This window comes from Winogradskyella sp. UBA3174 (assembly GCF_002364335.1).
In the GTDB taxonomy this organism is placed as follows: Bacteria; Bacteroidota; Bacteroidia; order Flavobacteriales; family Flavobacteriaceae; genus Winogradskyella.
In genome coordinates this window covers 80,533-92,990 of record NZ_DEXW01000057.1, presented here as the reverse complement: position 1 = coordinate 92,990, position 12,458 = coordinate 80,533, and the positions used below count along the sequence as shown (strand labels likewise).

At 32.6% G+C, this 12,458-nt stretch carries 13 protein-coding genes; all 13 read left to right on the top strand.

Annotated features, from left to right (window positions below; translation table 11 throughout):
• The first annotated feature begins 3 nt into the window (after positions 1-3).
• The 13 genes from B2U95_RS10590 (at position 4) to dut (ending at position 12,372) form a co-directional block, all read left to right on the top strand.
• Positions 4-726: an ABC transporter ATP-binding protein gene (locus B2U95_RS10590; protein ID WP_296316091.1), complete on the top strand. Its 723-nt coding sequence runs from the start codon at positions 4-6 to the stop codon at positions 724-726.
• A 205-nt stretch (positions 727-931) separates the two neighbouring features.
• Positions 932-3,523: a tetratricopeptide repeat protein gene (locus tag B2U95_RS10585; protein ID WP_296316089.1), complete on the top strand. Its 2,592-nt coding sequence runs from the start codon at positions 932-934 to the stop codon at positions 3,521-3,523.
• 16 nt (positions 3,524-3,539) lie between these two features.
• Positions 3,540-3,983, top strand: a complete 444-nt coding sequence (locus B2U95_RS10580; RefSeq protein ID WP_296316086.1) for a bactofilin family protein — start codon at positions 3,540-3,542, stop codon at positions 3,981-3,983.
• Positions 3,922-4,182 (top strand): AtpZ/AtpI family protein, encoded by a 261-nt coding sequence (locus tag B2U95_RS10575; RefSeq protein ID WP_296316083.1) that lies wholly within the window; start codon positions 3,922-3,924, stop codon positions 4,180-4,182. The genes B2U95_RS10580 and B2U95_RS10575 overlap by 62 nt, the downstream gene beginning before the upstream one ends.
• Positions 4,183-4,730: 548 nt before the next feature.
• Entirely contained in the window at positions 4,731-5,813 is a 1,083-nt protein-coding gene (gene atpB, locus B2U95_RS10570; protein ID WP_296316080.1) for a F0F1 ATP synthase subunit A, read from the top strand.
• A gap of 18 nt (positions 5,814-5,831) precedes the next feature.
• Positions 5,832-6,041 carry an ATP synthase F0 subunit C gene (atpE, locus tag B2U95_RS10565; protein WP_296316078.1) on the top strand — a complete coding sequence of 70 codons (210 nt, stop codon included), beginning with the start codon at positions 5,832-5,834 and terminating at the stop codon, positions 6,039-6,041.
• Positions 6,042-6,127: 86 nt separating this feature from the next.
• On the top strand, positions 6,128-6,622 hold the full coding sequence (locus B2U95_RS10560; RefSeq protein ID WP_296316076.1) for a F0F1 ATP synthase subunit B: 495 nt from the start codon (positions 6,128-6,130) through the stop codon (positions 6,620-6,622).
• Between the two features lie 5 nt (positions 6,623-6,627).
• A complete protein-coding gene (gene atpH, locus B2U95_RS10555; RefSeq protein ID WP_296316073.1) occupies positions 6,628-7,164 on the top strand; it encodes an ATP synthase F1 subunit delta in 537 nt (178 codons plus the stop codon).
• A gap of 62 nt (positions 7,165-7,226) precedes the next feature.
• Complete coding sequence (atpA, locus tag B2U95_RS10550; protein WP_296316070.1) at positions 7,227-8,807, top strand: F0F1 ATP synthase subunit alpha; 1,581 nt, start codon at positions 7,227-7,229, stop codon at positions 8,805-8,807.
• An 87-nt stretch (positions 8,808-8,894) separates the two neighbouring features.
• Positions 8,895-9,755 (top strand): ATP synthase F1 subunit gamma, encoded by an 861-nt coding sequence (gene atpG, locus B2U95_RS10545; protein WP_296316068.1) that lies wholly within the window; start codon positions 8,895-8,897, stop codon positions 9,753-9,755.
• Between the two features lie 175 nt (positions 9,756-9,930).
• Positions 9,931-10,416, top strand: coding sequence for a hypothetical protein (locus tag B2U95_RS10540; RefSeq protein ID WP_296316066.1), 486 nt, complete (start codon positions 9,931-9,933; stop codon positions 10,414-10,416).
• Positions 10,417-10,472: 56 nt separating this feature from the next.
• On the top strand, positions 10,473-11,930 hold the full coding sequence (locus B2U95_RS10535; protein ID WP_296316062.1) for an oligosaccharide flippase family protein: 1,458 nt from the start codon (positions 10,473-10,475) through the stop codon (positions 11,928-11,930).
• Positions 11,931-11,937: 7 nt separating this feature from the next.
• Positions 11,938-12,372, top strand: a complete 435-nt coding sequence (dut, locus tag B2U95_RS10530; protein ID WP_296316060.1) for a dUTP diphosphatase — start codon at positions 11,938-11,940, stop codon at positions 12,370-12,372.
• Positions 12,373-12,458: the final 86 nt, after the last annotated feature.

Genomic DNA, 12,458 nt, shown 5'->3' with positions numbered 1-12,458 from the left:
ATCATGATATATACAAAAGACCTTTCAAAATCATATAACGGAACAACAGTTCTAAACGTAGAAGAGTTAAGCATTCCTCAAGGCCAAAGTTTTGGTTTAATTGGAAATAATGGAGCAGGTAAGACGACTTATTTCAGTTTATTACTCGATTTAATTAGACCGTCAACAGGAAGCATCACTAATAATAATGTGGTAGTAGATACCAGTGAAGATTGGAAACCATTCACATCATCTTTTATTGATGAAAGTTTCTTAATTGGTTATTTAACTCCAGAAGAATATTTTTATTTCATTGGTGATTTACGAGGTCAAAATAAAGCAGATGTAGATACATTAACGTCTAAGTTTGAAGATTTTTTCAATGGTGAAATCATAGGTAAGAAAAAATACCTTAGAGATTTAAGTAAAGGAAACCAGAAAAAAGCGGGAATTGTTGCTGCATTAATTGGTAATCCTGAAGTGATTGTTTTAGATGAACCATTTGCTAATTTAGATCCAACAACACAAATAAGACTAAAGCAAATTTTAAAAGATTTAGCTAAAAAACAAGGAGTGACTGTACTTATTTCTAGTCACGATTTAATGCATGTTACAGATGTGTGTGAGCGCATCGTTGTTTTAGAAAAAGGAAACGTAATTAAAGATTTAGAAACCAATCCTACAACGTTAAAAGAATTAGAAGCCCATTTTGCTAGTGGAGCAATGGCTTCTCAAGAAGAGGAATAAAGTTTACTTTATAATATTATATTTTTAGCTTGTGATTATAAATTTAATCACGAGCTTTTTTATGGTTCAATATCTTTGCACCTCTGCGACTTTGCAAGAATTACAAGTCAAATAAACCCAATAATTCAAAAAGATGTTTATTTTTACCACGTAACACACTAAAAATCTAACATTTTAGTTATCTATTAATCAAATAGAATCAACGTTGAAGACCTATTATAAAATCATATTACTTCTTTTCTCTATAGTTTTTATAACTCAAAGCTGTTCTCGTAAAAAGGATAAATTTATTAACAAAAATTTCCATGCTTTAGGGACTAAATACAATGTTCTATTTAATGGCGAGATTGCTTTAGAAAGAGGTAAAGACGGTATAAACAACGAGTTTACAGAGAATTTTTGGGAATTGTTACCCGTCGAACGTATGGTAGTAAATGACGAAATTTTCCTTCCAGATCAAAATAAGAATGAAGATTTTGATCGCGCAGAAGAAAAAGCCATAAAAGCGATTCAAAAACACGGAATGAACATTGAGGGTAAAGAAAAAAATTACCAAATTGATGAAGCTTATTTATTATTAGGAAAAGCGCGTTATTTTGATAAACGTTTTGTGCCAGCTTTAGCTGCGTTTAATAATATAATGAATAAGTACCCAACTAGTGATAAGATCAACCAGGTTAAAATTTGGAGAGAAAAATCTAGTATGCGCTTAGATAATAACCAAGGTGCAATAAAAAAATTGAAACGCCTTCTTGAAGAGGAGGAATTAAAAGATCAAGATTTAGCTGATGCTACAGCGACTTTAGCGCAAGCCTATATCAACATTAAATCTAAAGACAGTTCGCTAAAACAATTAGCTATTGCTGCCGAGAATACTAAAGTTAAAAGAGAAAAAGCAAGGTATCACTTTATAAGAGGCCAGCTTTATAATGAGTTTGGTAAAAAGGATAGTGCAAATTTAGCCTTTGATGAAATTATAGATTTGCATCGCCAAGTACCACGATCATTTTATATTAATGCACATATTGCAAAGTCTAATAATTTTGATGCAGATACTGGTAATTTGGAAGAGTTTCAAGAACTTCTTACTGAATTAGAAGAGAATAGGGAGAATAGACCATTTTTAGACAAAATCTATTACCGTATTGCAGAGTTTCATAAAGCAAATACTTCAGACAGCCTTTCAGAGGTTTACTATAACAAATCTCTTACTAAAAGTAAATCAGACAAATACTTAACGGCACTTAATTACGAAACTTTAGGTGACATGTATTTTGATCGTAATAGCTACAAAACAGCAGGTGCATATTACGACAGTACTTTAACGGCAATGGTAGAGAATACTAAACCTTATAGAATTATTAAAAAGAAGCGCGAAAACTTAGACGATGTTATCTATTACGAAGGTATAGCTCAAGTTAATGACAGTATTTTAAATATGATTAGTTTACCAAAAGAAGAGCAACTTGCCCTTTTTACAGAACTTACAGAGCGGTTAAAGGTGCAAGCCTTAGAAGCTCAAAATAACAAAGAAGAAGAGACAAATAAAAAGCAAGCATCAGCAGCCCTTTCTTCAGGAAACCAAAGCAGGGCAATGACTAATGAAAAACTAAGACCTGGTAGTAGTAGAAATAGTAATAAAACGAGTAATTTTTATTTCTATAATCCCTCTACAGTGGCTTACGGAAAGAATGAATTTATAAAACTTTGGGGAGACAGAGCGCTTCTAGACAATTGGAGATTATCTAGTAAAAGAGCTTATAAAGAAAATACAACAAAAGAAGATGTTGTGGTGAATGTGATAGAAGGAAAAAAGTTTAATCCAGAAACGTATTTAGCATCACTTCCTACGAAACAAACCGAAATAGATAGCATTAAAAAGGAAAGAGACTTCGCATATTACCAACTTGGGATTATTTATAAAGAAAAATTCAAAGAATATCAGTTAGCTAAATCTAAGCTCGAAACTCTTTTAAAGAATAATCCTGAAGACCGTTTAATACTGCCTTCAAAATATAACTTATATAGGATTTATATAGAGTTAGGACTTAACAGAAAGGCAGAAGCCACTAAAACAGATATTATAAAAAGTTATCCAGATTCTAGGTATGCTGAAATTTTATTAAATCCGCAGTCAGAATTGGCAAAAGACGAAAATAGTCCAGAGGTTATTTATACGAGCTTGTATAGAAAATTTAATAATCAAGAGTATGCTGAGGTTATTGCGACTGCTGAAGCTCAGATAAAGAAATTTGAAGGTGACCCCATTGTTCCAAAATTTGAAATATTAAAAGCTTCTGCAAAAGGAAGATTATATGGTTTTGAAGCTTATAAAGAAGGAGTCAATTACGTAGCATTAACTTATGGTAATAGTGAAGAGGGTAAAAAAGCGCAAGAAATTATTCAAAATGCGATTCCTGCTTTGGCTAAAAAAGATTTTGTTGCTGATGATACACCAAAATATTTTAATGTTATTTATCAGTTTGAAAACAATACAAATGAAGATATTGAAGCATTCATTAAGATACTAAATGAAGAGTTAGAGAAAATTAAGTATTTCGATTTAACAACCTCTAAAGATGTTTATGAGGAAAACACAACATTTGTAGTTGTGCATGGTTTAAAGAGTATTCAAGGAGCTTCTGGTTTTGCAGAATTACTTAAGACAGATGAAAAGGATAAAAAAGGTAAACTTGTTAAACCGAAAATAACTAAACCGTATTTTGCTATTTCCTCACCAAATTATGCTATTATTCAAAGACACAAAAACTTAAATGCATATTTAGAATTGAAGTAATTTAAAACCAATTATCATGTTTTCCTCAGACAATAAAAAACCTAAACAACAAGAAACTATGGAAACAAGTACGCAACAGAACATTATAGCACAAGGCACAAAAATTGTTGGCGATATAGCAAGCCAAGGTCCATTTAGAATTGATGGAACCGTTGAGGGTAACGTGAAAACTACAGGAAAAGTCGTAGTTGGTAAATCTGGTTTTATAAAAGGAACTTTACAGGGAGAAAATGCTGATTTTGAAGGTAAATTTTCTGGTAAACTTATTTTATCAGGTACCTTATCTTTAAAAGGTACAGCACATATCGAAGGCGAAGTACATGTAAGTAAATTAGCTGTAGAGCCAGGAGCAACATTTAACGCTACTTGTAGCATGAAAGGAGTTAAAGCATTGCCTAATGAGCCAATCAAACCACAAACCACACAACAAACAATCCAAAGGCCAGAAAAACAAGCTTAATTCTTACACACACTTTTCTGGTATTGCAATACAAATGTTTGCAATTATTGGTATTGGCACTTTTGTTGGTGTAAAACTCGATGAAAAATACCCTAATAAACACAACTTATTCACCTTAACGTTGTCTTTAGGATCTGTAATTATGTCAATAGTTTATGTAATTAGGCGTATTATTGCAGGCTCAAAAGAGAATAAGTAAGTCATTATGGAAGATTTTAAAAAGAGACAATTAACTTTTCTACTGCAATTAATAGGTGTTAGTGCATTATTATTCGCAGTACATAGTTACTTGTTGTATCATTTTACTAAAGAGATTACTTTCTTTTTCCCATTATGGCAGATTTACACATTTCATTTAATTATTTCTTTGGCATTATATACTATAATTAATTACAGATTTTCTTCAGGTAAAAAGGACATCTTCAATTTGTTTATGATTATGACCTTTTTTAAAATGGTTCTGACTATACTTTTTTTACTTCCATTAATACTTTCTGACTTTGAAAACAAACAACCTGATGTTTTCAATTTTTTTATTCCCTATTTCTCTTATTTATTTTTTGAGGTTTTCACTTTAACCAGATTTCTTCAAAAGCCGTAATCATTTATTTGTTGAAGTGTCGTTAAACGCTCAGTTCTTTAGGATAAAATTGTACTAAAAATTATCAAAAAAAAAGTGTTTGACATTTCATTTAATGTCCGTACATTTGCGTCGAATTTAAAGCAAGGTATTTTAAGCCCGTTAAAATGAAAATAAACATCTTTAAAAACGTCATATTATCTGCGTTATTTTTAACCGTATTTAATATTGGTTTTGCCTCTGAAACTAAAGAAGCAGGAGACGACGAAAAATTTGATCCTAAAGAGATGATTATGCATCACGTTAAGGATGCCCACGAGTTTCATATTATTGACTGGAATGGAAAACCAATTTCTCTTTCTTTACCAATTATACTTTGGACAGATAATGGCTTAATTACATTCATGTCTTCTGAATTTCATCATGATGACGCAGGGCAAGAAGTTGTAGAGAAAAATGGCGATAAATTCGTCAAATTCCACGAAAAGATATACCAATTAAATGATGGTGCGAGTACTGCTACTTTTGATGATGAGTATCATGTAACTAATGCCTCTAAACCACTAGATTTCTCAATAACGAGAAACGTATTTATGATGTGGGTTTCAGTAGCTGTATTACTTTTAATCTTTATAGGTTCAGCAAGAAGTTATAAGAAATCTAAGAATGGTGTTCCTACAGGAATAGCTGCTTTTACAGAACCATTGGTGGTTTTTGTTAGAGATGAAATTGCAAGACCAATGATTGGTGAGCACAAGTATAAAAGATATATGCCATATTTATTAACGGTATTTTTCTTTATATGGATTAACAACATATTTGGATTAATTCCAATTATAAATGGAGCTAATTTAAGTGGTAATATTGCATTTACATTTGTGCTAGCTCTGTTTACTTTTATTATTACAACAGTAAGTGGTAATAAAAATTACTGGAAACATATCTTTTGGATGCCAGGCGTGCCTGTACCAATCAAAATATTTTTAATACCAATTGAATTAATTGGGGTTTTTACAAAACCAATTTCGTTAATGATTCGTTTGTTCGCTAACATCACAGCTGGGCACATTATTATCTTAGCGTTAATGTCTTTAATTTTTATATTTAAAACATGGACGGTTGCGCCAATATCTGTAGCTTTCTCATTATTTATTACAGTTATCGAAATTGTTGTAACAGCAATACAAGCTTATATATTTACAATATTGTCAGCTCTTTATTTTGGGATGGCAACAGAAGAAGAACATTAATTATTTAAATTTTATATTATGACTATTACTGGAATTGCAGCTATTGGAGCTGGTTTAGCAGCTATTGGAGCTGGTATTGGTATTGGTAAAATTGGTGGATCAGCTATGGAAGCAATGGCGCGTCAACCAGAAATGCACGGAAAGATTCAATCTTCTGCATTAATTTTAGCAGCCTTCGTAGAAGCGGTAGCACTATTTGGTGTTGTTGTAGCTTTATTACAAGGGTAAGCCAAAACAAGTAAATTATATACAGAAGTAACGGTTGGTTGCTTCTGTATATAAAATTTAAATTTAATTAAAAAACACAAATAGAAATGGATTTAGTAACACCTGGATTTGGACTAGTATTTTGGTCAATAATCACATTTTTATGTTTATTATTTATACTAAGAAAATTCGCTTGGAAACCTATTTTAGGAGCTGTAAGCGATAGAGAAGAAGGTATTAAAGATGCTTTAGCCTCTGCTGAAAAGGCTAAACTAGAAATGCAAAACCTTCATGCAGATAACGAACGTATCTTACAAGAGGCACGTGCTGAGCGCGAAGCGATGTTAAAAGACGCACGTGATATGAAGAATAAAATTGTTACAGACGCTAAAGACGAAGCACAAGTTCAAGCCAATAAAATGATTGAGCAAGCGCAAGCAGCAATTCAAAGCGAAAAGAAGGCGGCTATGGCAGAATTAAAAAGTCATGTTGCATCATTATCTATAGAGATCGCTGAAAAAGTAGTGCGCAACGAATTATCTAACAAAGACAAGCAACTTAAGTTGGTTGAAGATATGTTAGGTGAAGCAACTTTAAACTAAGACAAATGTCAGGATCAAGAGCAGCAATACGATATGCAAAAGCGGTTTTAAGCTTGGCGACAGATCACAAGTCTGCCGATGCGGTAAATAGTGATATGAAGTTAATCACTAATACAATCGCACAGAGCGAAGATTTAAATCAGATGCTTCAAAGTCCCGTAGTAAAATCTTCAGACAAAAAAGCGGTTTTAATAGCTGTTTTCAAAAACGCAAATGTTGCTACTATTAATTTGATAGATACTTTAATCGCTAATAAGAGATTGCCATTATTGAATAATGTAGCTACGAGTTATGTGCAGTTATATGATCAGTTAAGAGGAAGTCAAGTAGCAACTGTTACTACAGCAATACCTTTATCAGCCGATTTAAAAACTAAGGTATTAGCGAAAGTAAAAGAACTTACTGGTAAAGAAGCAGAAGTAGAAAATATAATAGATGAAAGCATCTTAGGAGGTTTCATTTTAAGAGTTGGTGATATTCAGTATAATGCTAGTATCGCAAATAAGCTCGATAAATTAAAAAGAGAATTTACATTAAATTAATATAGTTTTAAGTTGGCCTTTATAAGAGGAGGTTAACGGCTAAAAGCTAAAGACTAAATAAAATGGCAGAAGTAAAACCAGCTGAAATATCAGCAATCTTAAAACAACAACTTTCAGGTTTTGAAGCAGGTGCTTCATTAGATGAAGTAGGAACTGTATTAACTGTAGGTGATGGTATTGTACGTGCTTACGGATTAGCTAATGTGCAATATGGCGAATTAGTAGAATTCGATGGTGGTGCAGAAGGTATTGTACTTAACCTCGAAGAAGATAACGTAGGTATTGTACTTTTAGGAACTTCAGTAGGAATTAAGGAAGGGTCTACAGTAAAGCGTACCGAACGTATCGCATCTGTAAAAGTAGGTGAAGGTATTGTTGGTCGTGTTGTAGATACTCTAGGTAATCCAATTGACGGTAAAGGACCAATAACAGGTGAAACTTACGAAATGCCTTTAGAGCGTAAAGCACCAGGTGTTATCTACAGAGAGCCAGTAACTGAACCATTACAAACAGGAATTAAAGCAATTGATGCTATGATCCCAGTTGGTAGAGGTCAGCGTGAGTTGGTAATTGGTGATAGACAAACAGGTAAGACTGCCGTTTGTATCGATGCGATCTTAAATCAAAAAGAATTTTACGATGCAGGCGAGCCCGTATATTGTATATATGTTGCCATTGGTCAAAAAGCTTCAACGGTAGCTTTAATTGCTAAGACGTTAGAGGAAAAAGGAGCTTTAGCATATACGACTATAGTAGCTGCGAATGCATCAGATCCTGCTGCAATGCAAGTTTATGCCCCTTTTACAGGAGCATCTATTGGTGAATATTTTAGAGATACTGGTAGACCAGCATTAATCGTTTTTGATGATTTATCAAAACAGGCTGTTGCTTACCGTGAGGTATCTTTATTATTAAGACGTCCTCCAGGACGTGAGGCTTATCCTGGTGATGTATTTTATTTACACTCAAGATTATTAGAACGTTCTGCAAAAATCATTAATAATGATGCGATTGCTAAAGAAATGAATGATTTACCAGATTCGCTTAAGCCAATCGTTAAAGGTGGTGGTTCATTAACAGCATTACCAATTATTGAAACACAAGCAGGTGACGTTTCAGCATATATCCCAACCAATGTAATTTCTATTACAGATGGTCAGATTTTCTTAGATGGTGATTTATTTAACTCAGGTGTTCGTCCAGCAATTAACGTAGGTATTTCTGTTTCTCGTGTTGGTGGTAATGCACAGATTAAATCAATGAAAAAAGTAGCAGGAACGTTAAAATTAGATCAAGCTCAGTATCGTGAATTAGAAGCGTTTGCTAAGTTTGGTTCAGATTTAGATGCCGTTACTTTAAATGTAATTAACAAAGGAAAGCGTAACGTTGAAATCTTGAAGCAAGCACAAAATGATCCTTTTAAAGTAGAAGATCAGGTGGCTATTATTTATGCAGGGTCTAAGAATTTATTAAGAGATGTTCCTGTAGAGAAAGTAAAAGAATTTCAGCGTGATTATTTAGAGTTCTTAAATGCAAAGCATAGAGATATTTTAGATTTACTTAAAGCTGGTAAATTAACTGACGAAGTTATTGATACATTAACACATGTAGCAAAAGAGCTATCGGCAAAGTATAGAGCATAAATAGTGTTGTCATCCTGAGCATGTTTCAGGATGACAAATTATAAAGTTAAGATTCTGAATTAAATTCAGATTGACATTAAATAAGCTATGGCAAACTTAAAAGAAATACGTAACAGAATATCATCGGTATCTTCAACGATGCAGATAACTAGTGCCATGAAAATGGTATCTGCTGCTAAGTTAAAGAAAGCCCAAGATGCTATTACCGCAATGCGTCCTTACTCTAATAAGTTAACCGAGTTACTTCAGACTTTAAGTGCAACGTTAGATGCAGATTCTGGGAGTAAGTACTCAGTTGTAAGAGATGTAAAGAATGTTTTAATAGTTTCTATAACCTCTAATAGAGGGTTGTGTGGCGCTTTTAATTCTAACATCATAAAGCAGACTAACGCTTTAATTAAAGATGTGTATTCTGATAAAAATGTGTCTGTTTTAGCTATTGGTAAAAAAGCAAATGACGCTTTTACAAAGCAAAATAGAGTTATTGCTAATAAAAGTGAAGTCTATGATGATTTAACTTTCAATAACGTAGCTGCTATTGCAGAGTTATTAATGGAGAAATTCATTGAAGGTGATTTTGATAAGATTGTATTAGTATATAATAATTTTAAGAATGCTGCGACGCAAATAATAATGACTGAACAGTTTTTACCAATTGTTGCTATGGAAGGTGAGGCAAATGTAAATTCAGATTACATATTTGAGCCTTCGAAGCAAGAAATTGTCGAAACACTAATACCTAAGTCATTAAAAACACAATTGTATAAGGGTATTAGAGATTCTTTTGCTTCAGAACATGGTGCACGTATGACCGCAATGCATAAAGCAACGGATAATGCAACTGAATTGAGAGATCAGTTAAAATTAACCTATAACAAAGCAAGACAAGCATCTATTACAAATGAGATTCTTGAGATTGTTGGTGGAGCCGAGGCATTAAACAACTAATAAATTCCTGCTAAAGTAGGAATCTCATATAAATAATATTAAACCTAACTTTTATCGAGTTAGGTTTTTTAGTTTTAGAGCGATTCCAAATCTTAATTTTATCGACAAAACACGTATTATATCGATTAAAAGAATATTTTTCATATATTGCTAATCCAAATCTTAACCTAAAGCAATGAAAAAAGCATGTTTATTACTTTGTGTAATTAGTATTGCATTTAGTACTTACCGATGTTCTAGTGCATATAAACTAGAGAAAGAATCGGTATTATCTCCTAACAGACCTTATTTTCAGAATTGGATAGCAAATATAAAAGATGCAGGTTCTGGTTATAATGTTATTTTACCAAACTTAAATCCTAATAATCAAGTCATTCTAGATAGCATCTATTTTAGAGGTATAAAGGGAAAATTAGTTAAGGGAAGAGCTATTTACTCCGCAAAACTCAAAAACCGATCACCTTATGAAAGAGACATGAGTATTGAGGCAGCTTTTAAAAAAGAAAAAAAATCTAAGTTTCCATTTGAGCTATCAAATATGGACTGCGTAATAAGCTATACCGAAAACGGGAAAACAAAATATCTTAAAGTCTCAGGTTTAACTGAAAAGGAAGGTATCTATCACGAAAAAGGATTAGCAGTACAAGAGATAGAAGATTAATTCCTTTTTTAGCTCTTCTATATTCAATACTTTTAAGGTAATTATTTAAACCTATTTTGAACGGATTCAAATCACTTTTTAAACAGACATTTATTTATGGTTTAGCAACAGTGCTACCTAGAATGTTAAGTTTTATTTTGGTCCCACTATATACAAATCCGGCTGTATTATCTACAGCAGAATATGGTCGCGTGTCATTCATATTTGCCTATTTTGTACTTTTTAATGTGGTGTTAGCTTACGGAATGGAAACTGCATTTTTTAGGTTTTTCAATAAAGAAGACAACCAAGAAAAAGTAACGAGTACATCTGCTATTTCCTTAATTGTTAGTTCTTTTGCTTTGTTAGGGATTGCTTTTCTGTTTAGAAATCAAATTTCAAGCTTAATAAACATAGATCTTAAGTATCTCAATTTAATTTTTATTATTCTTCTATTAGATGCTTTGGTCATTATTCCATTTGCTTGGATACGCGCAACTGCAAGACCAATGCGCTATGCAATAATTAAAATAGTGAATGTTGCTGTTAATTTAGGACTCAATGTGTTCTTGTTATTGTATTTAAAAGACTTAGCCGAAGGCAATTCATTTTTCAATAGCATTTATAAAACAGACTTTGAGATTAGTTATATTTTCATTTCTAACTTAATAGCTAGTGGATTAACATTATTAGTATTACTTCCATTTTATACTCAAATCAAGTTTAAATTCGATATGGTAATATGGAAAAAAATGATGCGTTATGCAATGCCAGTGCTTATTGCAGGTATTGCCTATTCCGTTAATGAAACCTTCGACCGTATCTTATTAGAAAAATTACTACCAGCTGATACTGCAGAAGAACAAATAGGAATGTATTCGGCATGTTACAAACTTGCCTTATTTATGACCTTGTTTGCCACGGCCTTTCGTTTAGGTATTGAGCCCTATTTTTTCAGCCATTCTAATACAGAGAATCCACAAAAAAATTATGCAAAAATATTAGAATACTTTGTAGCTTTTGGTTCAGTAATTCTATTAACCGTTGTTGTTTTTGCAGACCTGCTAAAACCTTATATAATTAGAAGTGAAGCTTATTACGAGGCCATGTGGATTTTACCTTTTATTCTTTTAGCCAACTTTTGTTTAGGCATCTATCACAACCTTTCGGTTTGGTATAAAATAACAGATCGCACTAAATTTGGAGCTTATATCTCCATATTTGGGGCAATAGTAACCTTAGTATTAAATTATGTTTTAATTCCTATTATCGGTTTTAAAGGCTCAGCAATTGCTACGCTTTCTGCTTATGCATTAATGATGCTCTTGTCGTTTTACTTTGGGAGAAAGTACTACCCAATTCCATACAACTTAAAAAGGATAAGCTTATACCTTGGTGTATCAATTCTGTTTTCGTTTCTATTTTTCTATCGATATCGCGAGAATTATATGATCGGAATTGGCATGTTAATCGTATTTTTGGGCCTAGTTATTGTGTTGGAAAAGAACCAACTAAAACAAGTCTTAAAAAGATAAAGTAGATATGAAAATTAAAATAATAAACAAATCCAGACACAATTTACCGCATTACGAAACTATCGCATCTGCTGGTATGGATTTAAGAGCAAGCCTCTCAGAATCTAGGGTTTTAAAACCGTTAGAACGCACCATAGTTGGTACAGGCTTATTCATAGAATTACCAATTGGTACTGAAGCACAAGTAAGGCCAAGAAGCGGTTTAGCCGCAAAAAAAGGAATTACAGTATTAAATGCGCCTGGAACTATTGATGCAGATTATAGAGGAGAAATTGGAGTCATTTTAGTAAATCTTTCTAACGAACATTTTACAATTAATAATGGTGAACGTATTGCACAATTAGTTATTGCAAAACATGAACGTGCCGAATGGGTAGATTCAATAGAGCTATCTGAAACAGATAGAGGTGAAGGAGGTTTTGGAAGCACAGGTATTAAATAACCAATTCCTGCGAAAGCAGGAATCTCATAATTAATTGTATGGCATATTGGTATGTTTACATAATGAGTAATAAGAAATATCGAGTT

What these genes read in the sequence shown, in the direction of transcription:
- B2U95_RS10590 (WP_296316091.1), top strand. Translation starts at nt 4, where the DNA reads ATGATATATACAAAAGACCTTTCAAAATCATATAACGGAACAACAGTT.
- B2U95_RS10580 (WP_296316086.1), top strand. Translation starts at nt 3,540, where the DNA reads ATGTTTTCCTCAGACAATAAAAAACCTAAACAACAAGAAACTATGGAA.
- B2U95_RS10575 (WP_296316083.1), top strand. Translation starts at nt 3,922, where the DNA reads ATGAGCCAATCAAACCACAAACCACACAACAAACAATCCAAAGGCCAG.
- atpB (WP_296316080.1), top strand. Translation starts at nt 4,731, where the DNA reads ATGAAAATAAACATCTTTAAAAACGTCATATTATCTGCGTTATTTTTA.
- atpE (WP_296316078.1), top strand. Translation starts at nt 5,832, where the DNA reads ATGACTATTACTGGAATTGCAGCTATTGGAGCTGGTTTAGCAGCTATT.
- B2U95_RS10560 (WP_296316076.1), top strand. Translation starts at nt 6,128, where the DNA reads ATGGATTTAGTAACACCTGGATTTGGACTAGTATTTTGGTCAATAATC.
- atpH (WP_296316073.1), top strand. Translation starts at nt 6,628, where the DNA reads ATGTCAGGATCAAGAGCAGCAATACGATATGCAAAAGCGGTTTTAAGC.
- atpA (WP_296316070.1), top strand. Translation starts at nt 7,227, where the DNA reads ATGGCAGAAGTAAAACCAGCTGAAATATCAGCAATCTTAAAACAACAA.
- atpG (WP_296316068.1), top strand. Translation starts at nt 8,895, where the DNA reads ATGGCAAACTTAAAAGAAATACGTAACAGAATATCATCGGTATCTTCA.
- B2U95_RS10540 (WP_296316066.1), top strand. Translation starts at nt 9,931, where the DNA reads ATGAAAAAAGCATGTTTATTACTTTGTGTAATTAGTATTGCATTTAGT.
- dut (WP_296316060.1), top strand. Translation starts at nt 11,938, where the DNA reads ATGAAAATTAAAATAATAAACAAATCCAGACACAATTTACCGCATTAC.